General features: G+C 66.2%; 22 protein-coding genes. 14 read left to right on the forward strand and 8 right to left on the reverse strand.

Annotated features, from left to right (window positions below; genetic code table 11):
- The first annotated feature begins 69 nt into the window (after window positions 1-69).
- Entirely contained in the window at window positions 70-1,182 is a 1,113-nt protein-coding gene (locus IE116_RS21395; RefSeq protein ID WP_189615256.1) for an endonuclease/exonuclease/phosphatase family protein, read from the forward strand.
- A gap of 130 nt (window positions 1,183-1,312) precedes the next feature.
- A complete protein-coding gene (locus tag IE116_RS21400) occupies window positions 1,313-2,311 on the forward strand; it encodes a Bug family tripartite tricarboxylate transporter substrate binding protein (RefSeq protein ID WP_189615257.1) in 999 nt (332 codons plus the stop codon).
- Between the two features lie 242 nt (window positions 2,312-2,553).
- Here the strand turns inward: IE116_RS21400 and IE116_RS21405 are convergent, their stop codons facing one another.
- Window positions 2,554-3,855, reverse strand: coding sequence for an NTP/NDP exchange transporter (locus IE116_RS21405; protein ID WP_373303076.1), 1,302 nt, complete (start codon window positions 3,853-3,855; stop codon window positions 2,554-2,556).
- Between the two features lie 290 nt (window positions 3,856-4,145).
- Here IE116_RS21405 and IE116_RS21410 point away from each other — a divergent pair, with 290 nt between their 5' ends.
- Window positions 4,146-5,111 (forward strand): Gfo/Idh/MocA family oxidoreductase, encoded by a 966-nt coding sequence (locus tag IE116_RS21410; RefSeq protein ID WP_189615258.1) that lies wholly within the window; start codon window positions 4,146-4,148, stop codon window positions 5,109-5,111.
- An 80-nt stretch (window positions 5,112-5,191) separates the two neighbouring features.
- Here IE116_RS21410 and IE116_RS21415 read toward each other — a convergent pair whose 3' ends face one another.
- Entirely contained in the window at window positions 5,192-6,733 is a 1,542-nt protein-coding gene (locus IE116_RS21415) for a CoA-acylating methylmalonate-semialdehyde dehydrogenase (protein ID WP_189615259.1), read from the reverse strand.
- 144 nt (window positions 6,734-6,877) lie between these two features.
- Here IE116_RS21415 and IE116_RS21420 point away from each other — a divergent pair, with 144 nt between their 5' ends.
- Window positions 6,878-7,849, forward strand: a complete 972-nt coding sequence (locus tag IE116_RS21420; protein WP_189615260.1) for a LysR family transcriptional regulator — start codon at window positions 6,878-6,880, stop codon at window positions 7,847-7,849.
- On the opposite strand, the gene IE116_RS21425 is transcribed toward IE116_RS21420, so the two are convergent.
- Entirely contained in the window at window positions 7,850-8,755 is a 906-nt protein-coding gene (locus IE116_RS21425) for a LysR family transcriptional regulator (protein ID WP_189615261.1), read from the reverse strand.
- Window positions 8,756-8,905: 150 nt separating this feature from the next.
- Here IE116_RS21425 and mdlC point away from each other — a divergent pair, with 150 nt between their 5' ends.
- The 6 genes from mdlC to IE116_RS21455 all read left to right on the forward strand — a co-directional run bounded on the left by mdlC (window position 8,906) and on the right by IE116_RS21455 (window position 14,859).
- Entirely contained in the window at window positions 8,906-10,519 is a 1,614-nt protein-coding gene (gene mdlC, locus IE116_RS21430) for a benzoylformate decarboxylase (RefSeq protein WP_308428269.1), read from the forward strand.
- A 37-nt stretch (window positions 10,520-10,556) separates the two neighbouring features.
- On the forward strand, window positions 10,557-12,008 hold the full coding sequence (locus tag IE116_RS21435) for an aldehyde dehydrogenase (RefSeq protein WP_189615263.1): 1,452 nt from the start codon (window positions 10,557-10,559) through the stop codon (window positions 12,006-12,008).
- Between the two features lie 95 nt (window positions 12,009-12,103).
- Window positions 12,104-13,120 carry a Bug family tripartite tricarboxylate transporter substrate binding protein gene (locus IE116_RS21440; RefSeq protein ID WP_373303078.1) on the forward strand — a complete coding sequence of 339 codons (1,017 nt, stop codon included), beginning with the start codon at window positions 12,104-12,106 and terminating at the stop codon, window positions 13,118-13,120.
- A 108-nt stretch (window positions 13,121-13,228) separates the two neighbouring features.
- Window positions 13,229-13,678 carry a hotdog family protein gene (locus tag IE116_RS21445; RefSeq protein WP_189615264.1) on the forward strand — a complete coding sequence of 150 codons (450 nt, stop codon included), beginning with the start codon at window positions 13,229-13,231 and terminating at the stop codon, window positions 13,676-13,678.
- A 26-nt stretch (window positions 13,679-13,704) separates the two neighbouring features.
- Window positions 13,705-14,043 carry a MaoC family dehydratase gene (locus IE116_RS21450; RefSeq protein WP_229828677.1) on the forward strand — a complete coding sequence of 113 codons (339 nt, stop codon included), beginning with the start codon at window positions 13,705-13,707 and terminating at the stop codon, window positions 14,041-14,043.
- A 12-nt stretch (window positions 14,044-14,055) separates the two neighbouring features.
- Window positions 14,056-14,859 (forward strand): citryl-CoA lyase, encoded by an 804-nt coding sequence (locus IE116_RS21455; RefSeq protein WP_189615265.1) that lies wholly within the window; start codon window positions 14,056-14,058, stop codon window positions 14,857-14,859.
- A gap of 29 nt (window positions 14,860-14,888) precedes the next feature.
- Here IE116_RS21455 and IE116_RS21460 read toward each other — a convergent pair whose 3' ends face one another.
- The 4 genes from IE116_RS21460 to hmpA all read right to left on the reverse strand — a co-directional run bounded on the left by IE116_RS21460 (window position 14,889) and on the right by hmpA (window position 19,514).
- Entirely contained in the window at window positions 14,889-15,839 is a 951-nt protein-coding gene (locus IE116_RS21460) for a LysR substrate-binding domain-containing protein (RefSeq protein WP_189615266.1), read from the reverse strand.
- A 35-nt stretch (window positions 15,840-15,874) separates the two neighbouring features.
- Window positions 15,875-16,888 carry a Bug family tripartite tricarboxylate transporter substrate binding protein gene (locus IE116_RS21465; protein ID WP_189615267.1) on the reverse strand — a complete coding sequence of 338 codons (1,014 nt, stop codon included), beginning with the start codon at window positions 16,886-16,888 and terminating at the stop codon, window positions 15,875-15,877.
- A gap of 109 nt (window positions 16,889-16,997) precedes the next feature.
- Window positions 16,998-18,200: a CaiB/BaiF CoA transferase family protein gene (locus IE116_RS21470; RefSeq protein ID WP_189615268.1), complete on the reverse strand. Its 1,203-nt coding sequence runs from the start codon at window positions 18,198-18,200 to the stop codon at window positions 16,998-17,000.
- 99 nt (window positions 18,201-18,299) lie between these two features.
- Window positions 18,300-19,514, reverse strand: a complete 1,215-nt coding sequence (gene hmpA, locus IE116_RS21475; RefSeq protein WP_189615269.1) for an NO-inducible flavohemoprotein — start codon at window positions 19,512-19,514, stop codon at window positions 18,300-18,302.
- Window positions 19,515-19,719: 205 nt separating this feature from the next.
- Between hmpA and IE116_RS21480 the strand changes: the two genes are divergently transcribed.
- From IE116_RS21480 to IE116_RS21490, 3 genes are all read left to right on the forward strand, one after another.
- Window positions 19,720-20,682 (forward strand): aldo/keto reductase, encoded by a 963-nt coding sequence (locus tag IE116_RS21480; RefSeq protein ID WP_189615270.1) that lies wholly within the window; start codon window positions 19,720-19,722, stop codon window positions 20,680-20,682.
- Entirely contained in the window at window positions 20,679-22,271 is a 1,593-nt protein-coding gene (gene norR, locus IE116_RS21485; protein ID WP_189615271.1) for a nitric oxide reductase transcriptional regulator NorR, read from the forward strand. The genes IE116_RS21480 and norR overlap by 4 nt, the downstream gene beginning before the upstream one ends.
- Before the next feature lie 144 nt (window positions 22,272-22,415).
- Window positions 22,416-23,654, forward strand: a complete 1,239-nt coding sequence (locus IE116_RS21490; protein WP_189615272.1) for a CaiB/BaiF CoA transferase family protein — start codon at window positions 22,416-22,418, stop codon at window positions 23,652-23,654.
- On the opposite strand, the gene IE116_RS21495 is transcribed toward IE116_RS21490, so the two are convergent.
- Window positions 23,655-24,572, reverse strand: a complete 918-nt coding sequence (locus IE116_RS21495; protein WP_229828680.1) for a LysR substrate-binding domain-containing protein — start codon at window positions 24,570-24,572, stop codon at window positions 23,655-23,657.
- Between the two features lie 144 nt (window positions 24,573-24,716).
- On the opposite strand from IE116_RS21495, the gene IE116_RS21500 reads away from it, so the two are divergent.
- Entirely contained in the window at window positions 24,717-25,946 is a 1,230-nt protein-coding gene (locus tag IE116_RS21500) for an FAD-dependent oxidoreductase (protein ID WP_229828682.1), read from the forward strand.
- Window positions 25,947-25,998 lie beyond the last annotated feature (52 nt).

Consider the following 25,998-nt stretch of genomic DNA (forward strand, 5'->3'; position numbering starts at 1 on the left):
ACAGGCGCAGTTTGTGTCACGGCCCGGACATCTCGCTGCGTCACAGTGGTCCGACATAAGGAGAACGCTGTGCGCCTTGCCGTCTACAACGTCGAAAACCTGTTCGATCGCGCCAAGGCCATGAACCTGGGCACCTGGGCGCAGGGCCGCGACGTGCTGGAGCAGTTTGCCGCGCTGAACCGCCTGCTGGGGCAGATACGCTACCGGCCGTCCGACAAGACAAAAATGGCCAGGCTGATCGTCGACCTGGGCATGGCCGCGTCCGACACCGGACCGTTCGTGATCCTGCGCCGCAATCGCGGTGGCCTGCTCAAACGCCCGAAGGCAGGCGGCGTGCAGATCGTGGCCGAAGGCCGCGCGGACTGGGTCGGTTCGCTGGAACTGCGCGACGAACCCATCGACGAACAGGCCATGCGCAACACCGCTCGTGTGATCAACGACCTGAATGCCGACGTGCTGGGCGTAGTCGAAGCCGAAAACCGGCCGGTGCTGTCGGCCTTTAACGGGCAGGTCCTGCCGGCCACGGGCGGCGACGCTTTCCGGCAGGTCATGGTGATCGACGGAAACGACGACCGCGGCATCGACGTCGGACTGCTCACGCGAGAAGGCTTTCTGATCGGCACGATGCGCAGCCACGTCGATGATCGCCTGCCCAACGGCGAAGTGGTCTTTTCGCGCGACTGTCCGGAATTCGAGATCGCGACCCCGCAAGGTGCGCGGATGGTTGTCATGGTCAACCATCTGAAAAGCAAAGGGTACGGCGGCAAGGCCGCGTCCGACGCGCGGCGCAAGGCCCAAGCCACCCGGATCGGCGAGATCTACCGCCGCCTGCTCGAAGAGGGTGTCGAGCACATCGCGGTGATCGGCGACCTGAACGACACGCCCGACAGCGCGCCGCTTGCGCCGCTCATTACCGGCACCACGCTCAAGGACGCATTCACGCACCCGGCCTTCGACGACGGCGGCTATCCCGGCACGTATGGATCGTGCGGGCCCTCGAACAAGATCGACTACCTGCTGCTATCGCCCGCGCTGTATGCCACCGTCCAGCTGGGCGGGGTGCTGCGGCAGGGCATGTGGCCTGGCGTGCGGCCGCGAAAGTGGGAGACTTTCCCCGAACTGACCCGTCCGGAAGATGCCGGCTCGGATCATGCGGCGATCTGGGTGGATCTGGACCTGTAAACCACGGGCAGAGTGGGACAAAGGCCCGTGGGGTCAGATGGCGGTCCACCGCGGGTAAGTGCCGACTATCAGTCGCGCGGCAGGGTGGTGACAATCCCCGGACATAACAATCAGATTGGGGATAGCCGCCATGACCACGTATCGAAGGGGTTTTCTCCGCACCACTGCCTGCCTGCTCGCGGCAGGCGCGGCCCACATCGCCGCGCCCCTTGCCGCGCATGCCCAGACCGGCCCCTTCCCCAACCGGCCGATCAAGCTCATCGTGCCGGTCGCGCCCGGCGGCGGCGCCGATGCCGTCGCGCGCATGGTCGCCGACAGGATGTCGCAATCGCTGGGCAAGACCATCGTGGTCGAGAACAAGGCGGGCGGATCCGGGTCCATCGCGTCGAACGAAGTCGCGCGCGCCGAGCCCGACGGCTACACCCTGGTGCAGTGTTATGTCGCCACGCACAGCACCAATCCGGCAGTCCTCAAACTGAGCTACGACCCGATCGCCGACTTTGCGCCGGTGGGCATGATGGGCAAGACGTCGAATGTGCTGGTCGTCAGCAGCGATTCGACTGCCAAGACCCTGCAGGACTTCCTGTCCCTGGCGCGCGCCAAACCGGGCGTCCTGAACTTTTCGTCGGCAGGCGCCGGGTCCGCCACCCACCTGATCATGGAATACCTGGAAAACCAGGCCAAGGTGGACCTGACCCACATCCCGTACAAAGGCGCCGCGCCCGCCATGCAGGACCTGCTGGCCGAACGCGTCGACGCCATGTTTCCCAGCCTGACGACAGCATTGCCGCACATCAAGAGTGGCAAGCTGCGCGCGCTGGCAGTGGCGTCCGAAGCCCGCGACCCGGCCGCGCCCGACGTGCCGACAGTGGCGGAACAAGGCTTTCCGGGCTTCAGCGCCATCCAGTGGTGGGGCCTGTGCGCACCGGCCAAGACGCCGGCGCCGGTCGTTGCCACCCTCAACAAAGCGCTGAACGACGCGCTGGGGCAGCCCGCCATCCAGGCACGGTTCGTTGAGATGGCGGCCGAACCCACGCCCATCTCGCCCGCGCAGTTCGGCGCCTTCCTGAAGGAAGAAGCGGGCAAGTGGAGCAAGCTGGTGAAGGACACGAACCTGAAGGTGGATTGATTACCTGACGCTTTCCCGGCGATGGCCGTGTGCCACGTCCGTCCTGGCCCGGGCTGCGCCGCGCTCGATGGCCGCATGCAGATCGGCCGCGCGCCGCAGCTGCCTTCGCCTGCCATGCCCGTCCTGGCGATGCCTCGCCTGCAAAGTTCTGTGCTCGTGCGAGCGATCGGGCTGCATTCGACGTCATCGGAACGGCCTGGCCTGCAATCGCTTCCGCCTGGTTGGGCGGCGTCAGCTGCAGGTCATGCGTCTGGCGTGTCTTCCGGCAACCGCTTACTGTAAGCCTTGCCAAGGCTGATCCCGACCCCCGCCCACACCAGCGCCAGCACAGCGCCCACCAGCGCGGCCGGTCCGGCACCGGCGCCCAGCGCGTCGATCCCGGCCTTGGCCCACCCGCTGACGGCATCACCCGCCCGATACACGGCCGTGTCGATCACGTTCTTGGCCTTGTACTTGGTCTCGGCATCGACCACGGTAAACAGCATCTCGCGCCCCGGCCGGACCAGCGCGTATTCGCCCACGCGCCGCACGATCATCACGATCACCAGCACACTGAAGATCGGCATGACGGCCAGGGCGACGAAGCCCACCGCGATCGCCAAGGGGATGGCGGCAAGCAGCACCCGCACCCCGAAGCGCTGCGCCAGCCGGCCGGTCACGCCCAGCTGGACCAGGATGGTCAGCGCCTGCACCACCGCATCGATGCTGCTGAAGATCTCGGCCTGCCGCACGCGATCGGGAAACTGTTCGCTGATCAGGCGCGCCTGCTCGAAATACAGGAAGGTGCTCGCCGTGGCCAGCAAGATGACGAAGGCGCTGATGCCGAGCAGATAGGGGGAACGCAATACGCTGAGCAAGCCGGCCCACGACGCGCCGCCCATGGCGCGCGCGGGGCTGTCGGGCTCGCCGTCTGCGGCGGCGCCGTGGCGCGTGCGCCAGCCCAGCAGCCAGGCAACGCAGCCCAGGCTGGCGCCCAGCAGGACTGCCGACAGCAGCAACAGGCCGGAAAAGCCGATACCCCGCACCAGCAGTCCACCCATGACCGGGCCGACCAGGCCGCCCACGCTGGCGCCCGCGGCAATCGGGCCAAACAGGCGGCGGGCCTGGCCCGGCTGGCACACATCGGCCAGGAAACTCCACGCCACCGACACCACGAACAGGTTGTAGACCGACACCCACACATAAAAGACGCGGGCAAGCACCACGCTATCGGCGCCCACCTGGAAGGCCGCTGCGAACGCGGCCAGCTGCGCCATGAACGCCGCGTACAGCCACGGCACCAGCCGCGCCCGGCGCACCCGCGCGGCAAACGCGCCGTAGATCGGCACGGCCACCAGCATGACAACGAAAGTTGCGGTGAACAACCATTGCAGGTGCTGCACGCCGCCGGTGATACCCATGGTTTCGCGCACTGGCCGCAACATGAAGTAGCCGGCGAACAGGCAGAAGAACAGCAGGAAGCCGGCAGCCACGGCGGAACGCTCGTCGGGCAGCAGGCCGGCAAGGCGGGATCGCAGGGGTGCGGGTATAGCAGGGGCGGGCACGATGATCCGTAAGTAAGGCACTGACCCGACGGTAGCGCGCAGTCGCCAGGGCGACAAGCGGCGTACTCATCCGGTCGCCGGCGCCCTGGTGGCAGCCGGTATCACCTGGTGGCTCCTGGCCTTGGCGCTGTTCGGCCTTGGGGCCACGCTGCTCGCCGGACGCGGCGTCAGCCGGATGACCCCGGCCACGGTCACATTGGGACATTGACATGGGCAGGGCACGGGCGATCCCCTATCATGGCGCGATCAGGCAGCGGCGCGCTGCCACCCCCCTGATGAGGACGTGACCGATGACGACATCCACCGTGGGAATCTGCATTGCGGGCGAAGGCGCGATGGGCGAGACGCATGCCAAGGTGCTGGCCGCCATGCCGGGCGTGCGGCTGACGGCAGCGGCCGTCGGCGACCCGGTGCAGGGCGCCGCGTTTGCCGCCAAGTACGGCATTCCCTTTCACTCGACGAGTCTGGCCGACTGCGTGGCGCGGCCGGATGTGGATGCCGTGGTGCTGGCAACGCCGTCAGGCCTGCACACCGAGCATGCACTGAGCGTGATCGGGGAAGGCAAACCCGTGCTCCTCGAGATCCCGGCTGCGCTGAGCCTGCCCGACACCTTGCGTCTGGCCGCGGCGCAAGAAGCGTCGGGGGTGCCGCTCATGGTCTGCCACAGCCGCCGCTTTGGCGCGCCGCACCGCATGATCCGCGACCGGATCCGCGACGGCAGTTTCAGGTTGCACCACATGGTGGTCGAAACGTATTTCCTGCGCCGCACAAACCTGAACATGTTCGGCCAGCCGCGCACGTGGGTGGACAGCCTGCTGTGGCATCACGCCTGCCATTCGGTGGACCTGGCGGTCTGGCTGCTGGATGAGCCGGACTTTATCGTGCAGGCCCAGCAAGGGCCGGATCATCCGGAACTGGGCGTGCCGATGGACATGAGCATCGTGATGCGGTCGCCGCGCACCGGCGTGCTGTTCACGATGGCCATGTCCTTCAACAACAAGGGACCGTTCGGCGGCTTCTATCGCTACATCGGCGAAGAGGACACCTACCGCGTCTGGCGGGATGAGCTGCGCGGATCGGATGACCAACTGATCGCGCTGGATGCCGAACCGGCGTTCGACCGGCAGGACCGGGCGTTCATCGACGCGGTGCGCAACCAGAGCACGCCCGAAAGCGACATCCACTCGGTGATCCCCTCGATGCGACTGCTCGATGCCATCGAGCGGAGCATTGTCGAAAATCAGGCCGTTCGCTGAATCGGCTGGCGAGCAGACGTCCGGCGTCGCCGTGCCGGACCTGACGCGTGTGCTCCCTGCCGCGTGCGCTCCCTGACGGGCTACTTCGACGTCGGCATCACGAATTCCGCGCCTTTGCCGATGCTTTCCGGCCAGCGCTGCATGATGCTCTTCTGGCGTGTGTAGAAGCGCACGCCTTCTTCGCCGTAGGCATGCATGTCGCCAAACAGCGACCGCTTCCAGCCGCCAAAGCCGTGCCATGCCATTGGCACCGGAATCGGCACGTTGATGCCGACCATGCCGACTTCGATGCGGCGGCCGAACTCGCGCGCCACGTTGCCGTCGCGCGTGAAGCAGCTCACGCCATTGCCGAATTCATGCGCGTTGATCAAGGCGACGGCTTCGGCCAGGTCCTTGACGTGCACGCACGCCAGCACCGGACCAAAGATCTCTTCCTTGTAGATACGCATGTCGGGCGTGACCTCGTCGAACAGCGTGCCGCCCAGCCAGAAGCCGTCGGTGCAGCCGTCGCCCGCCGTGCTGCCATCAAAGTTGCGGCCGTCAACCAGTAGCGTCGCGCCTTCCTGTTCGCCCAGTTCGATGTAGCCCGTGATGCGCGCCTTGGCGGCGGCCGTCACGATCGGGCCCATCTCGGCGTCCAGGTTCGTGCCGTTCAGGATCTTCAGCGAGCGGGTACGCTCGATCAGCTTGGGCAGCAGGCGTGCGCCGACATCGCCCACCAGCACCGCCACGCTGATTGCCATGCAACGTTCGCCGGCCGACCCGTAGCCCGCGCCGACCAGCGCGTCCACCGCCTGGTCCAGATCGGCGTCGGGCATGACCACCATGTGGTTCTTGGCGCCGCCCAGGGCCTGCACCCGCTTGCCGTTGCGCGCGCCGGTCTCGTAGATGTAGTTGGCGATCGGCGTCGAGCCCACGAAGCTGATGGCGGACACGTCGGGGTGCGCCAGCAGTGCGTCGACCGATTCCTTGTCGCCCTGCACGACGTTGAACACGCCATCGGGCAGGCCGGCGCGCTTGAGCAGGTCAGCCAGCATCAACGATGCGCTCGGGTCGGTCGGGCTGGGCTTGAGCACGAAGGTGTTGCCGGCCGCAATTGCGACCGGGAACATCCACATCGGCACCATCACCGGGAAGTTGAACGGCGTAATGCCTGCCACCACGCCCAGCGGCTGGCGCATCGTCCAGTTGTCGATGCCCGTGGATACCTGGTCGGTAAAGTCGCCCTTGAGCAATTGCGGAATGCCGCAAGCGAACTCGGCAATGTCGATCCCGCGGGCCACTTCGCCCTGCGCGTCGGTAAACACCTTGCCGTGTTCGGCGGTGATGAGATGAGCAAGCTCATCTTTGTGCGCGTTCAACAACTCCACGAACTTGAACATGACCCGCGCGCGGCGGATCGGCGGCGTGTCGGCCCAGGCCGGAAAGGCGGCGCGGGCAGACGCCACGGCGTGATCCACATCGGATGGATTGGCCATCGCGACTTCGGCACGCAGCGCGCCGGTCGCCGGATTGAACACGGGCGCGGTGCGGCCGCTGGTGCCGGGCGAGGGCTGGCCCGACACCCAGTGGGCAATCTGTCCGACCGTGTTCACGGGATCGTTCTTCGCAGAGATGTTCATGACGCTTCCTTGTCGTTGATGCGGGCGCCTGCGCTGGGCACCGGGCAGAACAAGTGTAGGACGGTCGCCGGACTTTGATAATCCAGGTATTCTTGATTTGATTGTTCAAATAAATGAACAGTCAACGCGCCAGGAAACGCCCTCATGTCAACCGCCACCCTCGCCACCCTGGTGGCCGACCTGCACCTGCTGACCGTGCTGGCCGAAACCCGCAGCTTCACGCAGACGGCGCAGCGCCTGGCGATCTCCAAAGCGTCCGTCAGCATGCGCATCGGCGACCTGGAACGCCATGCCGGTGTGCCCCTGGTCCGCCGCACCACCCGTTCCGTCAGCCTGACCGAAGCCGGGCAGCAGCTGGTCAACGACACCCGCCCCGCCTTCGGCCGCATCGACGACAGCTTTACCGCGGTGCAGGACCAGGCCGGTTCTCCCCGCGGAGTCGTCCGCGTCACGGCCCCGGTCGCCCTCGGCCGGCAACACATTGCCCCGCGCCTGGCCGACTTCCTGCGACGCTTTCCGGACATCACCGTCGAGCTGGAACTGACAGACCGCTTCGTCAACTTCGCGCAGGAAGGCTTCGACCTGGCCATCCGCCACACCAGCACCCCACCCGACACCTTTGTCGCCTGGGTACTGTCGGATACCCGATCCCTGCTCGTCGCCAGTCCCGCCTACCTCAAGCGGCGCGGGACACCGGACCATCCGACCGAACTGGCCGCGCACGACTGCCTGCTCTACCTGGGCGGGCACGCCGACACCTGGACCTTCTCGCGCCCGTCGGCGCGCAAGGCGGTCGAGCCTGTCAGCGTCACCGTGTCGGGCCCCTTGAAGGCGAACAACAGCGAAGTGCTGCGCGAAGCCGTGCTCGATGGCCTGGGCATCGGGCTGCTGCCGGACTTCAGCGTATCGCCGGGAAATGCGGGCAGCGGTGGCGGCAACGGTTCACGGCGCCTGGTGGCCGTCCTGCCCTCCTGGCGCGCCCATGGCTTCTTTGGCGAACGCATCTATGCGCTGCGGCCCCGCAGCCATCAGGTGCCTCGCGCCGTGCAGTGCTTTGTCGAACATTTGCGTCAGACGATGGCGGGGGGTTATCCGGCGGCGTGTGTGGCCCAGTGATCAGTCTTGGGCGGCCACTTCCCGCAGCGCATCCAGCAGCTTCACCGCCGGCCCCGACAGGACCCCCTGACGTCGCCGGAACACCATCAACCGGCGATCGCGCGGCGAGCCTGTCACGCTCAGTGCCTGCACCAGCCCGGCCAGGCGCTCGGCGTCGTACATGGGCCTGGGCATCCAGCTCAGAAACCCGGCGTGCGTCACCAGGCTCTTGATCGCGATGATCGAGCGCGTCTCGACCACCACGTCCGGGCCGGGCAGGCCCTGCTCGCGAAACAGCGCCACGACTTCAGCAAAGGGCGCAGTGCCCTGGGGTGGCAGGACCCACTTGTGGCCGATCAGATCGGTCACCTGCAGCGCCCCCTGCTCACGCAAGGGGTGGCCGGTCGCCGCAATGACGTCGCTGGTGTCGTGCCATTCGGCATCGGGAATGGCGCAGATGGCCTCGTTCTCGGTCAGCGATACGCCAATGGCCAGATCGATCTCGTGCTTGAGCAGGGCGTCGGTCAGCAGGTCGCCTACGCCTTCCACGATGTGGACCTGCAGGTTGGGCCAGCGCGCCAGCACGCGGGCAATGGCCAGGGGCAGGATCAGGCTGATCGCGCTGGCGACCGCGCCGACTCGTATCGTCCCCTTGGCCAGACCCCGCAAGGCGTCGATCTCTTCGGTCGCCTGATCGGCTTCGTGCTGCAGCACCTTGGCATGCGGCAGCAGGGCATGGCCAAAAGGCGTGAGCACCATGCCGGTGGTGTGGCGCTCGAACAGCGGCGCGCCCACCTGATCTTCCAGCCGCTTGATGGTGCGGCTCAGGGCAGGTTGCGTGATGTTGAGGGTCTGGGCGGCGCGGCCCAGGGTGCCGTGGTGCGCCACGCAAAGGAAGGCGCCCAGCTGTCGGATATCCAAAGTCATGCAAAACGGTAATGACTTTTGGTCGAAAAGGCAATATTCAAGCAAGGGGCCGATCGCCATACTGCGGGCACAGATCGTCGCCAGACGACGCCCACTCACCCTCAGGAGACACGCTTGACTGCGACTGCCCCCGTGTCCGCACGCGCCCCCATCAGCACCCCCACCGGCGCCACCGAAGCAACATCCCCAAGCCCCCAGACCACCGTCCGCGAAGCGGTCCTGGATCTGCTGCGCGCCTTTGGCATGACCACGATTTTTGGCAACCCGGGTTCGACCGAGCTGCCGCTGTTCCTCGATTTTCCGGATGACTTCGAGTATGTGCTCGGCCTGCAGGAAGCGGTGGTGGTCGGCATGGCCGATGGCTACGCGCAGGCCAAGCGCAATGCCGCGTTCGTGAACCTGCACTCGGCAGCCGGTGTCGGCAACGCCATGGGCAACATCTTTACCGCGCACAAGAACCGCACACCCATGGTCATCACGGCGGGCCAGCAGGCGCGGTCGATCCTGCCGTTCGACCCCTTCCTGTTTTCCAACCAGGCGACCGAACTGCCCAAGCCCTATGTGAAGTGGAGCTGCGAACCGGCGCGTGCCGAAGACGTGCCGCTGGCCATTGCGCGCGCGTATTACATCGCCATGCAGGAACCGCAGGGCCCGGTGCTGGTGTCGGTCCCGGCCGATGACTGGGCGCGCCCCTGCGAGCCGGTCGCCGCGCGCGTGGTCAGTTCCGTGGTCCGCCCCGATGCGGGCGTGCTGGCAACGATTGCCGCCCGGCTGGATGGCGCGCAGCGCCCCGCCTTTGTCATCGGCGCCGCCGTGGATCGCAGCGGCGCGTGGGACGAGGTGCTGCAACTGGCCGAGCGTCACAATGCCGCCGTGTTCGTGGCGCCGATGTCGGGCCGCTGCGGCTTCCCGGAAGACCATCGCCTGTTCAGCGGCTTTCTGCCCGCCATGCGCGAAAAGATCGTCAGCCTGCTGAGCGGTCATGATGTGGTGTTCGCCCTGGGCGCGCCGGCCTTTACCTATCACGTTGAAGGCTTTGGCCCGCATCTGCCCGAAGGCGCCGAGCTGGTGCAACTGATCGACGATCCGTCCATCGCTGCCTGGGCGCCGGTCGGCACGTCGGCCGTCGGCAACATCCGCGCGGGCGTGCGGGATCTGCTGGATCTGTGCAAGCCATCGCAGCGCGACTTGCCGCCGCTGCGCGTTCCCGCGCCGCGCGCCGAACCCACGCCAGTCATGTCGGCCGCGTTTGCGTTGCAGACGCTGGCCGAAGTGCGCGATGCGCATTCGATCATCGTTGAAGAGTCACCCAGCGCGCGGCCCGTCATGCACCGCTACCTGCCCATGCTGCACAGCGAAACCTTCTACACCATGTGCAGCGGCGGCCTGGGCCACAGCATGCCGGCGGCCGTCGGCGTGGCGCTGGCCAAGCCCGACAAGAAGATCATTGCGCTGATCGGCGACGGGTCGGCCATGTACTCGATCCAGGCCCTGTGGACCGCGGCGCGTCTGCGTCTGCCCATCACCTTTATCATCATCAACAACCGGCGGTATGCGGCACTGCAGGAGTTTGCATCCACCTTCGGCTTCAAACCCGAAGACCCGCTGGTCGGGACGGCCTTGCCAGACCTGGACTTCGTTGCGCTCGCCCGCGGGCATGCCATGCGCGGTGTGCGCGTCGAAGATCCCGCCACGCTGCACGACGTGCTGCGTGAGGCACTGGCCAGTCCCGAACCGATCCTGGTCGACATCCAGGTCGGCTGATCGCTCGCGCACGCACCCTATAACAAGGAGAACTCTGATGACTGCAATCACCATGTTGATCGACGGCGCCCGTGTGGCAGCCGGCAATGGCGCCACGTTCGAACGGCGCAACCCGCTCGATGGCGAAGTCGCGACCCAGGCGCCCGCCGCCACGGTGGAAGATGCCGTGCGTGCCGCCGATGCCGCCGCCCGCGCCTTCGAGACCTGGCGCCATGTCGGCCCGAGCGAGCGCCGCGCGCTGCTCATGAAAGCCGCCGCCGCGCTGGAAGCCAAGACCGATGCCTTCATTGCCGCCATGGCTGCCGAGACCGGCGCATCGGCCATGTGGTCCGGCTTCAATGTGCACCTGGCCGCCGGCATGTTCCTTGAGGCCGCCGCGCTCACCACGCAGATCAGCGGCGAGATCATTCCTTCGGATGTCCCGGGCAGTGTCGCCATGGCCGTACGCCAGGGCGCCGGTGTCGTCCTCGGCATGGCCCCCTGGAACGCCCCGGTGATCCTGGGCGTGCGCGCCCTGGCCGTGCCGCTGGCTTGCGGCAACACCGTCGTGTTCAAGGGATCCGAGATCTGCCCGGCCACCCATGGCCTGATCGTCGATGCGCTGGATGAAGCCGGCTTTCCCAAGGGCGTCGTCAACTTCATCACCAACGCACCCGCCGATGCGGGCGCCGTGGTCGAAGCCGTGGTGGCCCATCCTGCCGTGCGCCGGGTGAACTTCACGGGCTCGACGCGCGTCGGCAAGATCATTGCCATGACCTGCGCCAAGTACCTGCAGCCGGTGGTGCTGGAACTGGGCGGCAAGGCCCCGCTGGTGCTGCTGGACGATGCCGATATCGACGCCGCCGTCAACGCCGCGGCATTCGGCGCCTTCGCCAACTCGGGCCAGATCTGCATGTCGACCGAACGTATCGTGGTCGATCGCGCAATCGCCGATGAATTCGTTGCCAAGTTCGCGGCGAAGGCCAGCGCGCTGCCGTTGCAGGATCCGCGCAAGGGCCCCGGTGTGCTGGGGTCGGTGGTGGACATGAGCACGGTCGAACGCTGCAACGCGCTGATCGATGATGCACTGGCCAAGGGCGCAAAACTGGTGTGCGGCGGCAAGGCCGAAAACACGTTGATGCCTGCAACCATCCTTGACCATGTCACGGCCGACATGAAGATCTATTCCGAAGAATCCTTCGGGCCGGTCAAGGCCGTGGTGCGCGTCAGCGGCGTGGACGAAGCCGTTGCGTCTGCCAACGATACGGAATACGGCCTGTCGTCCGCCGTGTTCGGCCGCGATGTGTCGCGCGCCATGCTGGTGGCGCAGCGCATTGAATCGGGCATCTGCCACATCAACGGCCCGACCGTGCACGACGAAGCGCAAATGCCATTCGGCGGCGTGAAGGCCAGCGGCATCGGCCGCTTCGGCGGCAAGGCCGGCATCCACGAGTTCACCGAACTGCGCTGGATCACCCTGCAGACCACCCCGCGTCACTACCCGTTCTGACGCAGCACGGCCGGCGCCTTGTGTGCGCCGGCCAGATTATCCGCACGCGGCCATCCAGTGCCGCGGCTTACAAGACCTTCAGCAGGAGACAACCCATGTTTACCCCCAACACTTGCCGATCGCTCAGCGGGCGCATCGGTGCGATGGCCGTAGTCTGCGCCACCGCCGCATTGGGCTTCGCGGCGATGGCCGTGCCCGCCCTGGTGCACGCGCAGGCCTGGCCCAACAAGCCTGTCAAGGTCGTCGTCAACTTCCCGCCGGGCGGCGCCGCCGACCAGATCGCGCGTGCCATTACGGGCCCGCTGCAAGAGACGCTGGGCCAGTCGGTGGTGGTCGAGAACAAGGGCGGGGCAGGCGGCAACATCGGCGGCGAATCGGTCGCCCGTTCGGCGCCCGATGGCTACACCCTGCTGATGAGCTCGGGCGGTATGGTGTCGGTCAACCCCTTCATCTACCCGAAGATGTCGTTCGACCCTTCGAAGGACCTGGTGCCCGTCGCCGCGGCGGCGCGCGTCAAGGTGTTCCTGGTGACCAAGCCGGGCAAGCTGCCGGGCGACATCAAAGGCTTCATCGACTATCTGAAGGCCAACCCCGGCAAGCTGACGTACGGATCGCCCGGCAACGGCAGCTCGCCGCACCTGGCCGGTGAAATGTTCCAGAGCGAAGCCAAGGTCACGGCCGTGCACGTTCCCTACCGCGGCGCCGCGCCCGCGCTGGTGGACCTGCTGGCCGGCCAGATCGACTTCGTGTTCGATCCGGGCATCGCCATGCAGCACGTGCAGGCCGGCCGCCTGACCATGCTGGCGGTTGGCAGCATGACGCGTTCGCCCCTGTTCCCCAATGTGCCGACGCTGAACGAGGCCGGACTGAAGGGCTTCGATGCCGATACCGTGTTCGGCTTCTACGCCCCCGCGGGGACGCCGCAGGACATCGTGTCCCGCCTGAACACCGAGATCAATCGCATCATTGCGACGCCGGCCTTCAAGGAACGCATGCTGGCGTTGGGTGGCGACCCGGCACCGATGAGTCCCGCGCAATTCCATGACAAGGCCATGGAAGACGCCAAGCGTTTTGGCGCCATCATCCAGGCCAAGAAGATCGTGGGTGACTGAGGACGGCTGATCCCCACATAGGTGTGAGTTTTCCTGACGGCCGGGCAAATCTAATCGATTGTCCGGCCGTTGTCCGTATCGCACCATGGCGTCTCTTCAGGAGACACCATGACACGACCCAGCGAAGTCAAACCCCGCGAAGGGGACCTGCCCGCCGCCTTGTACAAGGATTGGGAGGTTGGCGCCGAATTCCCGGCACTGTCCTTTACCGTCACGCCCGACATCGTCGACGAATACCTGTCGGTCGTCGATGGCGACCCGTCGAACTACCTGGTCGATGGCCGGCGCGCTGCGCCCCCCAACGTCCTTGCCGTCTACATGATGGCCGTGATGTACCGCAAGTATCCGCCGCAGCAGGGCGGCATCATGATCGGCAACACCTTCCGCTTTTTCCATCCGATCTGGGCCGACGAATCCACCGAGGTCGTGGGCAGCGGCCGGTTGACCGACAAATATGAAAAGAAGGGCCGCAAGTACATCTGCTACCAGGTGGACTTCCATCGTGCCGACGGCACGCGGCTGTGCAGCGTCAGCCATACGTCGGCCTTTGCCGAATGACCGCGACCCCGTTCCAGGAGATCAGCATGCTGAAGAAGACGATTACGCAGACGCAGGAAAAGTTCGACAATTACGGTAAGCTCAACGGCGATAACGACATCCTCCACTACGACGATGCCTATGCCAGGGAACGCGGCTTTCGCGGCACGCTGGGCCACGGCCTGATGTACACGGGCTACGTGGCGGATCTGGCCGCCAGGCAATACGGCGCCGACTGGCATTACCGCGGCGAGCTGACCGTCAAATTCGTTGCGCCGGTGTGCCCGGGCGATGAGCTCGAGGTCACGCTCGCCGATGATGGCAAAGCCGAATGCCGTTCGCAATTCGGCACGACGTTGGTGGGGTCCGCCACATTGACCGACTAAGGAAGAGACACCATGGCAGACACCGGCGCAGCCGGGGCTCGCGCGCCAGACACGCGACCCGTCACCCGCATTTCGACCTCCGACGCCACGTCCATTACCGTGGGCGGGCTGGACCTGGTGAACGAGCTGATCGGCGAGTACAGCTACACCGAAATGCTGTACTTCCTGACCTGCCATCGCCGGCCCGACCCGGCGCAGGTGCGGGTGCTGGATGCCTGCCTGGTGACCCTCATGGAACATGGCCTGACGCCCAGCGCCGTGATCGCGCGGCTGATGGCCGACAGCGTGCCCGGGGAAGCGCAAGTGGCCATTGCGTCGGGCCTGCTGGCCATTGGCAGCGTCTTTGCCGGCACGACCGAGCAATGCGCGGCATTGCTGGTGGAACTGCAGACTGAAGAAGCCGCGGGCAATTCCGACGCAGTGCGGCTGCGGGCCGAAGCGTTTCGCGACAGCCGCAGTCCCATCCCCGGCTTTGGTCACGCCACCCACAAACCCGATGACCCCCGCGCGATCCGGCTGTTCGAGGTCGGCCGCGCGGCAGGCGTTTCCGGTGCGTATGTCGACACCCTGCACCGCTTCGGCACTGCGGTGGACGCCGCGTCGGGCCGGCATCTGACCATCAATGCAACGGGCGCCATTGCCGCGCTGCTGCTTGAAATCGGCGTGCCGATCGCGGCCATGCGCAGCTTTTCGGTGGTCTCGCGCGCAGGCGGCCTGGCAGGCCATCTGCTGGAGGAGGCCGAACGGCCCTCGGCGCGGGCCATCTGGCGCGCGAGCAAGGCGGCAGTGCGTTACGAGCCGCCGGAACACGACTGACCGGGCAGGACGCGCCGCGGCGCATCACGTCACCCCGCCACCCCGTCACCCATGACCGACATCGACAGGCGGCGGGCTTCCTGACCTTCATGATCCAGCCACGCGCAGAACGCGCGGGCCAATTCCGGGTTGCGCGTGACGGGCGACACCACGTGGCAGTAGTCGCGCTCGAACACCCCCGGCACATCCAGGATGCGCTGCAGCCGCCCCGCGGCCAGATCGTCCACCACCAGGGCCGATGGCACCAGCGCGACGCCCAGGCCATCCAGCGCGGCCTGCACGGCATAGAACATTTCTTCCAGCCGCAAGAACCGGGTGGGCGTCGGCATGCTGCCGCCTGCGCGCGCGAACCAGTCCGGCCAGCCCACCACGTTGGTGGCGGCCTCGATCAGGCGGAACGGCGCGATGTCATCCAGGGTTTGGACCGGTTCCGGACCGATCAGGTCGGGCGATGCCACGGCCACCAGGGCGCCCGACAGGAAAGGCGTGGCGCGCAACGCGTCGTCATCGCCCGCCATGCGCCGGATCACCACGTCGTAGTCGTTCATCTTCAAGGTCTGGGGCGACCCGGTGCCCGTGGCCAGCCGCACTTCGGCGTTCTGGTTGGCGCGCTGGAAACCCGTCAACCGGGGGATCAGCCAGCGCATGGTGAAGGTGGGCGGGGCATTGACCGACAGGACGCGCGCGGCCGTGCTGTCCTGCAGGCTGTCCATGGTGGCGGCAATGCGGTCCAGCGCGGGGGCCACGCCCGTGAACAGGCGCGACCCTTCGTTGGTGAGCCGGATGCGCGACCCTTCGCGATGGAACAGTGGCATGCGCATCGATGTTTCCAGCGCGATGATCTGCCGGCTGACCGCGCCATGCGTCACGCCCAGTTCCGCCGCGGCGCGCGTGAAGCTGAGATTGCGCGCCACCACCTCGAAGGTGCGCAGCGCGTTCAAAGGCAATGCCCGCCGTTCCATCGGATTCCCCCGTCGCATGATCGTGTCGATGCAGAGGATAGCCGGACGGGCGCCTATTCTTCCGCCTTGATGTGCGCGCGCGTGATCACCTGCGTCCACTTGTCCCGGTCGCTTTTGATCACCGACGCGAACGCTTCCGGCGTGCTGCCGACCGCCTCGCCGCCAAGCGTGCTCATGATCTGCTGACGCACCGCCGGGTCGGCCACGGCGGTGCGAAGCGCATCGTTGATACGTGCAACGATCGCGGGCGGCGTGCCCGCCGGGGCCACCAGGCCGTACCAGACACTGGCGTCATAGCCGGGCATGCCACCCGCTTCGGCCACCGTCGGAATGTCCGGATATCCTGACAGGCGCTCGGCCGACGTCACCCCCAGGATCCTGACCTTGCCGGTCTTGGCGAATTCCAGCAAGTCGTTGCCGAACACAACCTGTATGGAACCGGCCGACAGGTCGGTATTGCGGGTCGCAGTCGCCTTGTACGGCACGTGGACCATCTGCGTGTTCGACATCGACGTGAACAGTTCGCCCGCCAGATGCGACGAAGTGCCCTGGCCCGAGGACCCGTAGTTGAGGCTGCCCGGGGACGCCTTGGCCGCGGCGACCAGTTCGCGCACCGATGTGATGGGCAGCGCGGCATTCACCCCCAGAAAGAAGGGCGTTGACGCGACGATCGATATCGGCGCGAAATCCTTGATGGGGTCGTAACGCATCTTTGCGTACAGCGCGGGGTTGATCGACAGCGTGGTGACAGTCGCCATCAGCAACGTGTAGCCATCGGCCGCCGATCGGGCGACCTGCTCGGCCGCGATCATGGTGCTGGCGCCAGGCCGGTTCTCGACCACCACGGGCTGCCCCAGGGTCGCAGACAGCTGCTGGGACACGATGCGCGACAGCTGGTCCGCCGCGCCGCCCGCTGCATGCGCGCATACCAACCGGATCGGCTTGGTCGGAAAGGCAGCGGCCTGGGCGTTCACCGCCGTGGCCGGGGCCGCAGCGGCCAGGGGCAGTGCAACGGCCATCATGATGGCGCGTACGCGCCCAGGCAGTAAGGACGGGAAGTGGGGCATGGCGGTGTCTCCTCGATCCGCCTCGTGGGACGGAATTGTGTTGGAACGGTACCCTTGGGGAACACGGCGCGCCGCATTGGCCAGCGGCCAGCGCACGCACCGCCCGATGTCAGTCGGCCTTACCGGTGGCCACGATGCGGTGGTCCGTCAGGTCGGCAATCCGGGCGGCGTCGTAGCCGCACACCCGCGACAGCACCGCCTGCGTGTCCGATCCCAGCGACGGAGGATAGGACAGGGGATGCGCCGACGGATACTTGAACGGATTGCCAAGGAATCGCAAGGTCTCGCCCGTCTCGGGGTGGGGCAGATCCTCGACCATCTTGCGCAGATGCGCCAGCGGCTGGTCCACCGCCTGCGCCACGTCATGCACCGCGCCCGCCGGCACCCGCGACGCAAACAGCCGCTCCTGCCATTGCGCAGCCGTGTAGCGGCGAAAGACGTCCTGCAGGATGGCGGTCAGATCGTCCACGTGCTTGACGCGATCCTTGGGCAACGCGAAGCGCGGGTCGTCGATCAGGTCGTTGCGGTCGATCGCGGCGCAGAAGGTCCGCCAGAATTGCTGGCCCGTAGGCGAGATGGCGATGAAACGGTCATCCAGGCAACGATAGATATCGCTGGGTGCGATGACCGGATGGCGCGCACCGGTGGCGTGCGGCACTTCGCCCGAGACGAAGTAGTTCTGTGCCTGCCACGTCAGCAAGGCCAGCTGGCAATCGAGCAGCGACACCTGCACCAGTTCGCCGCGCCCGGTCTTCAGCGCCTTGAGCATGCCGCCCAGGCACGCCAGCGCCAGGTACAGCCCGCCGGCCAGGTCGGCGACCTGATAGCCGACACGCACCGGCGCGCCACCCGGCTCGCCGGTGATGCTCATCACGCCGCTCAGCGCCTGCACCACCAGGTCGAAGGCAGGCGCATCCGCATAGGGCGGCTGGTCGTGCAGGCCGATCATCTGCGCAATGCACAGGCGCGGATTGACGGCCAGCAGGGCATCCCGGTCCAGCCCCAGGCGCGCCGGCACGCCCGGCGCAAAGCCATAGACCACGGCATCGCATTCCCGCACGAGGTCGTAGAACACCTTGCGGCCTTCCGGCGACTTCAGATCCATGGCAATGCTGGACTTGCCGCGATTGACCGACAGGAAGAAGCCCGAGTCGCCTTCGAATTCGGATCCATGGCGGGACACCTGCCGGGACAGATCCCCTTCCAGCGGTTCGACCTTGATGACCTCGGCCCCCAGTTGCGCCAGCAATTGGCCAGCGAACGGGCCGCCGAGCACCCAGGTCAGATCAAGAACACGGAAGTCGGACAACATGCGGGACACCTCTCTGGACAGTCGAACGGCACAGGTCGCAGTGTGCGACCGGGCCGCCAGACGATCCATCGACAAGCATTCGCAGCCGGTCAGGAAAACTCACAGCGGCTCGGCGGGCCCGAAGAATTCGTAACGGCATTGCGCCGGCGGCACGTCCAGCGCGCGCAGGTCCTTCAGCACCGACGCCATGAAGGGCTTCGGACCGATCACGTACGCATCGACATCGCGATCGTCAGGCAGCCAATCGGCCAGGCGGGCCTGCGTCAGCCGGCCGACGGCATGGGGCGGGGGCGCCGCATGGTTGTCATCCGCATCGTTGTGGCCGGCAACCATCCCGTCATGTCGCTCGTAACAATAGAACGTGCTCAAGGCGGGATGGCGCTCAAGATGGTCATCGACCCAGCCGCGAAAGGCATGCACCTCGGCACTGCGCGCGCAGTGGATGAAGCGCACCTCGCGGCCTGTGGCCAGCGCGGCGGACATCAGGGGCAGCATGGGCGTGATGCCGACGCCGCCGCTGATCAGCACCACCGGCCGCGCACCGCCTTGCAGCGTGAAGTGCCCCGCCGGGGGAAACAGGTGGACGACGTCATCGATCCGGATCTGGTCATGCAGATGGTTCGACACTACCCCACCGGGTTCGCGCTTCACGCTGATGCGGTAGTCGCGGCCATTGGCCGTCGCCGACAGCGAGTAGTTGCGCCGCACCTCGACACCGTCCACGAACAACCGCAGTCCGATGTACTGGCCGGGCGTGAAGTCCATGACCGGCGCGCCGTCGACCGGTGCAAAGGTGAACGACGTGATCTCCGCGCTTTCCTGGCGTTTGTCCGCGACACGGAACGCCCGGCCGCCGCGCCATCCGCCGCGCGCGGCCGCGATCGTGTCATAGGCCTGGCCTTCGGCGGAGGTGAGCATGCCCGCAAGCAGGCCGTAGGTCGCGGCCCAGGCCTCGATGACGTCATCGGTGGCGACATCCGGGCCGAGCACTTCGCGGATCGCTTGCAACAACGATGCGCCCACGGCGGGGTAGTGCTCGGGCTGGATCTGCAGGGACACATGCTTGTTCACGATGACCGCAAACAGGTCGCCCAGCACGTCCAGCTGGTCGATGTGCCGGGCCACTTTCAGCAGGCCATGGGCAAGCGCGCGCGGCTGGGCGCCGTCGGCCTGGTGCGCGGGATTGAACAGCGGCCGGACCTCGGGGTGGTCCTGCAGCAGGATGCGATAGAAGTGGGTGGTCAGCGCCTCGCCGCCTTGTTCGAGCACGGGCACGGTGGCCTTGACGATGTTGCGGTGTGGAACGGAAAGCATGGGAACGTCTCCAATGACAATGGCTGCGTGAAGGTGTGCCTTATCCCTTTCACGATCCGTGCCACCGCCAGGAGCAAGCATTGACGCCATTTCTTACGATGGTGGAGTCGATACGACACACGGGGCTTTAGGGTCATAATGACCAATTGCGTGTCGGATCGACCCTGTGCCGAGCCGCCTCATTGCAACCGAACAGGAGTCTTCCATGTCGCAACTTTCCCGTCGCCCGCTGGGCACCACCGGCCTGTCTGTTTCGCCGATCTGCTTTGGGGGCAACGTGTTCGGGTGGTCATTGGACGAGGCGGCGTCGCTGGCAATGCTGGACGCGCTGCCCGATCACGGCATCAACTTCATCGACACGGCCGACGCCTATTCGGCCTGGGTCGAAGGCAATCGCGGCGGAGAGTCCGAAACGCTGATCGGCACCTGGTTCAAGACGCGCGGCCGGCGCAGCGACGTGGTGCTGGCCACCAAGGTCGGGAGCCCCATGCACACCAGTCCCGGTGGCCTGAAGGCGGACACCATCGTGCGCGGCGTCGAGGCCTCGCTGCAGCGCTTGCAGACCGATTACATCGATCTCTATCAATCCCATCGCGACGATGCCGACACGCCTGTCGACGAAACGCTTGAAGCCTTCGACCGGCTGGTGCGTGCGGGCAAGGTGCGGGCATTGGGCGCCTCCAACTTTTCGGCCGACCGCCTCAAGGCCTCGATCGATGCCAGCGCGGCGCACGGGTGGGCCGCTTACGCCACGCTGCAGCCGCTGTACAACCTGATGGACCGGGACGCGTTCGAACAGGACCTGATGGCGGTTTGCCTTGAGCACGACATTGCCGTCATTCCGTACTTCTCCTTGGCCAGTGGCTTTCTGACCGGCAAGTATCGGACCGAGGCCGACATTGCCGCGCATCCCACGCGCGGTGAACGGGTCCGCAAGTACATGACGCCGCGTGGCCAACGTGTCGTGGCCGCGCTCGACACCGTCGCGGCCGAGACGGGCGCCAGCCCGGCTTCGGTGGCGCTTGCCTGGCTGATGGCCCGCCCGTCCATCGGCGCACCCATCGCCAGTGCAACGTCCACGACGCAGTTGGCCGCCCTGGCCGCCGCCATGACGCTGACCCTGACCGTGCCACAGCAGGCCTTGTTGACGGAGGCCAGCGCGCCATGAATACCGGCGGCCTCCTTGCCGCGCTGGTGCCCCTGGTCGACGACCTGTCGCGCGACCTGCCTGAAGGCGAACGTTACCGGCGGCTGCTGCAGGCCATGCGCGCCGTGCTGCCCTGCGATGCCGCGGCGCTGCTGCAGCTGGAGGGCGAGTGGCTGCTGCCGCTCGCGGTCGATGGTCTGTCCACCGATACGCTAGGCAGGCGATTCCGTGTCGAGGATCACCCGCGCTTCAAGGCGCTGCTGACGGCGGACGGTCCGCTGCGTTTCCCGCCCGACTGCGATCTGCCTGACCCGTACGATGGCCTGGTCGACGGCCCGCCCGAGGCGCTCGAAGTCCATGACTGCATGGGCTGCGTCTTGACCGTGGGCGAGCGCCCCTGGGGACTGGTGACCCTGGACGCCCTGGACCCGGAACGCTTCGCCACGGTGGACCTGCCGTCGGTGCAGGCGTTCGCGAGCCTTGCCGCCGCGACCGTCACGGTGGCGGATCGCATCCATGCCCTGGCGTCCAGGGTGGAAGACGAACGGCAGCGGGCCGAGGTCTATCGCGTTGCCGCCGGCCAGCAACCGCCGCGTGACCTGATCGGCAACAGCTCCGCCAATCAACGTCTGCTGCAGGACATTGCCGTCGTCGCCGACAGCGACCTGACCGTTTTGATCACCGGCGAGACCGGCGTTGGCAAGGAACTGGTGGCGCAGGCCATCCATGCGGCATCGCGCCGCGGCACCCAGCCGCTGATCAGCATCAACTGTGCGGCGCTGCCCGAGGCCTTGGTCGAAAGCGAACTGTTCGGCCATGTGCGGGGCGCCTTTTCAGGCGCAATCGGCGATCGCCGCGGCAAGTTCGAGCTTGCCGATGGCGGAACGCTGTTCCTGGATGAAGTCGGCGAGCTGTCGTTGCCGGTGCAGGCCAAACTGCTGCGTGTCCTGCAGAACGGCCAGTTGCAACGGCTGGGGTCCGACCGCGAGCACCGCGTCAACGTGCGGGTGATCGCCGCCACGCATCGCGACCTGGCCAGCGACGTCCAGGAAGGCCGCTTCCGGGCCGACGTGTTCCATCGGCTCAGCGTCTTCCCGGTCCATGTGGCGCCCCTGCGCGACCGGCAACGCGACGTGCTGATGCTTGCCGGCTTCTTCCTTGAAGAAAACCGGGTCCGGCTGGGCTTGAGCGGACTGCGGCTGACCGCGGATGCGCAAGCGGCGTTGCTGTCCTATGCATGGCCCGGCAATGTACGCGAGCTGGAGCACCTGTTGAGCCGGAGTGTGCTGAAGGCCCTGGCCAGGCAGGGGCGCCGCCCGCGCATCCTTAGCCTGTCGGAAACCGACATCGACCTGCCGCGCACGGGGCCCGCCTTCGGGCTGGATGACGACGCCGCCGACGTCGATGCGGATGCCGATGCCGATGCCTTGAGCCGACCGCCCATCGTCGATCCGGCGGTGGGGCTGCGCGCCGCGGTGGACGATTACGAACGCCGCATGATCCTGGATGCGCTCGCCCGCCATGGGCACAACTGGGCATCCGCCGCCCGAGCCCTCGGGCTTGACCGCGCCAACCTGAACCGCCTGGCCAAACGCCTGGGGATCAAATAGCCGCGCTTCGATTATGATTGTGTTTCACAACTAGTTGGTCCGCTCACGGACCCGTTGAGGAGACACGATGAGATCGGCAGCAGCACCGGCGCGCAGACGCCGTGCGTTCGACAGAAGCCCGGCGTGCGCGCAGCGGGCGGCGTCATGAGGCACGACGCCCCACCCAGGGACCCCGCAGACCCGGCCAGCGCGCCCCTGGCGGGCATCCGCGTGCTGGACCTGACCTCGGCCGTGGTCGGTCCGTACGCTGCCAAGATCATGGCCGACTACGGCGCCGACGTCATCAAGGTCGAAGCGGAAGAGGGCGACGTCATCCGCTGGATCGCCGGCCCGTCGCCCGGGCCCGGCATGTCCGGCAAGTTCGTCCACCTGAACCGCCACAAACGCAGCATTGCCCTCGACCTGAAGTCCGAAGCGGGTCATGAGGTCGTGACGCGGCTGATCGCGCGCACCGATGTGCTGTTGATCAACATGCGCCCCCGGCCCATCGAACGCCTGCGCCTGGACTACGCCAGCCTGGCGCCGCGCCATCCCCGGCTGATTCACTGCGCCATGAGCGGCTTCGGTCCGGGTCCCTACCGCGACAAGCCCGCCTACGATTCCATCATCCAGGGCGGGTCGGGGCTGGCCGCGCTCAACGAGATGTACACCGGCGTGCCGCGCTACGTGCCCTACGTCGTGGCCGATCGCACCGTCGGCCTCATGGCCCTGAACGCGGTCATGATGGCCCTGTTCCAGCGCGAACGCACCGGCCGCGGCCAGTCGGTCGACGTGCCCATGTTCGAGAACATGGTGTCGCTGGTCCTGAGCGAACACCTGTACGGCGCCACTTACGACCCGGCGCTGACGCCCCCGGGCGACCTGCGCCTGATCGACCCGCAGGCGCGCCCCGTGCAGACCAAGGACGGCTACGTCTGCCTCACGACCAACACCGATGCGCAAGCCTTTCGTTTGATGGACGTCATGGGCTACCCCGACATGCGCACCGACCCGCGCTTCTCCACCAAGGCCGCCCGCGCCGCCAACAGCGCCGCCTACTTCAAGCTGCGCGCCGACGCCATGCTCACGCGAACGTCTGCCGAATGGCTCGAACGGCTCGAAGCCGCCGACATCCCCTGCATGCGCTACAACACCCTGGAGAGCCTGATGACCGATCCGCAAGTGCTCGCGTCCGGCCTGCTGGAACGCGTCGAGCACCCGACCGAGGGCCGCATGTGGGACCTGCAGGACGTGACGCGCCTGTCAGGCTACGCGCCGGCGCCGCGCCGCCCCGCGCCCACGGTGGGGCAAGACGCGGAGGAGGTGCTGGCAGAGGCAGGGTATGACGAGGTGGAAAGGGCGCAGCTGTATGAAAGCGGCGCGGTGCGCGAGCCGCAGCGGTGATCAGGAGGGTGAAGCGGGCCGCCGCGCACGCGCCTGCGTAGTGCGTGGCTGAAAGATTCGCGTCTGTTCCTGCAGCCATGCCCGGAAGAAGGTCAGATGCGGCTCGTCGGCCTTGTCTTCCGGATACGAGAAATAATAGGCGCCCTCGCTGCGCACGGACACTTCGGACAGGACCTTCAGCTTGCCCGATCGCAACTGATCGGCAATCAGAAAGCGCGGCAGAAGCGCCACGCCCTGACCGGCGCACGCAGCGCTGATCAGCATGGACTGAATCTCGAAGCGCGGCCCGCGCATCACATTTTCATGAGCCACGCCGGCAGCAACGCACCATGCTCGCCAGGCTTCTGGGCGCGTCATGAGGTGCAGCAACCGGCAGCTCGCCAGGTTCTGCGCATCAGGCCGGACGTCGCCATTCAGAAACTTCGCGTGGCCTACCGGTACAAGTTCCTCATCGAACAGATAATCCGAAAACGCGCCAGGCCATGACGCCTTGCCGAAATACAGTGCGCCATCGAGCGTCGTTTCACCGAACAGGAATCGGTTGCTCCGTGCGCTGAGGTTGATCGTCATATCGGGGCGCTTGTCGTAGAGACTCGTCAGCCTCGGAATCAGCCATTGCGTTCCCACCGTCGGGAGCGCAGCGATTTCCAGGATTCCGCCTTCACCTTCGTGGGCCATGATTTCGAGCGTGCCCCGTTCGATCCGGCTGATTGTCGACGCGACGTCTGCAGCGTAGACCACCCCCGCCCGCGTTAGCGAAATCCGCTTCTTGACACGGTTGAAAAGCCGCACCTGCAGCTGGTCTTCAAGCAGCGAAATCTGTCGGGACACCGCGCTTTCAGTCAGTGCCAATTCGTCTGCTGCGCGCGTGACGCTTTGATGGCGCGCAGCGGCGTCGAATGCGATCAATGCAGTCATGCTGGGAATGCGACGGCGCATGGAGTTCATTCCAAAAACGCAAGATGTCCGCAGAATAAATTGTTTGCGACACCTTGGGCAAGACTTCACCATTGCGACAAGTCATATCGATATGCCCTGACCGGCGCTGCCTGGCAACGCCGGATGATGACCTTGCATTCGTGTTCTGCCTACATGACAAATTTCAACCAGCGTGTATTGATCGCCGGAGCCGGCCCCGTCGGCCTCGTGGCCGCCAATGTCCTTGCCGACGCGGGCATTCCGGTATCCGTTTTCGAGGCAGAGACTGCGTTGCCGCAGACGCTGCGCGCATCGACGTTCCAGCCTTCCACCCTTGACCTGCTGTCGCGCTTTGGAGTATCCCGGCGGCTGATCGAGATGGGCCTCGTCGCGCCCCGCATGCAGTATCGGGATCGTAAAGGGTGGATGGCCGAATTCGATTTCGGCATCCTTTCCGATGTGACGCACCATCCGTATCGCGTTCAATGCGAGCAGTACAAATTGAATGGCCTGCTGGCGGAACGCCTTCGAAAGTTCTCCCATGCCAACATCACTTTTGGCGCTCGGATAAAAGCAGTTTCGCAAGACAGTGAGCAGGTGAAAGTGTCGTTCAGCGGGCCTGGAGGCGAGGGGTCGGCAACAGGTGCTTGGCTGGTCGGCGCCGATGGAGGCCGAAGCAAGGTCCGCGACGAAATCGGTGTGTCGCTTGGCGGCTTTACCTGGCCCGAACGTTTTCTGGTTGCAAGCACTCCATTCGACTTTCCCGCTGTCATTCCCGATCTGTGCGAAGTCAGTTATTTCGCGGATCCAGAGCAGTGGTTCTTCCTGCTTCGTGTGTCGGGCCTGTGGCGCGTGATGATGCCGATCGGCGCCGAGGACACGGAAGCCGACGTGCTGTCCGATGGCTACATACAGCAGCGCTTGCATCGCGTGTTTGATAAGGCCGGCGACTACGAAATCATCCACCGCACCATCTATGCCGTGCATCAGCGCGTGGCGAACAGCTACCGCAATGGCCGTGTGTTCCTGGCGGGTGACGCGGCGCATCTGAACAATCCGCTAGGTGGCATGGGCATGAACGGCGGCGTGCACGACGCCTTCACCCTTGCGGATCAGCTCGTGGCAGTGCTGAAGGGCACCGCAGACGAAACGACGCTCGACAGCTACGAGCAACGGCGCCGACCCGTAGCGCTCGACTATGTGAACACCATAACGATAGCGAACAAACGCAACCTCGAAACGCGTGACCCCATCGAACAGAGGGCCTGGCGTGAGGAGATGACCCGCATTTCCGGCGATAAGCAGCTGGCTAAAGAGTACCTACTCAAGGTCTCGATGATCAGCAGCTTGCGGGGCGCAGCCATCGCCGCTTAGCCCGCCGGGCTTCGGCCCGGCGTCTTCCTCTTGTTCCTTTCGCAGGTGATCC

Source organism: Pigmentiphaga litoralis, from assembly GCF_014651835.1.
GTDB lineage: Bacteria > Pseudomonadota > Gammaproteobacteria > Burkholderiales > Burkholderiaceae_B > Pigmentiphaga > Pigmentiphaga litoralis.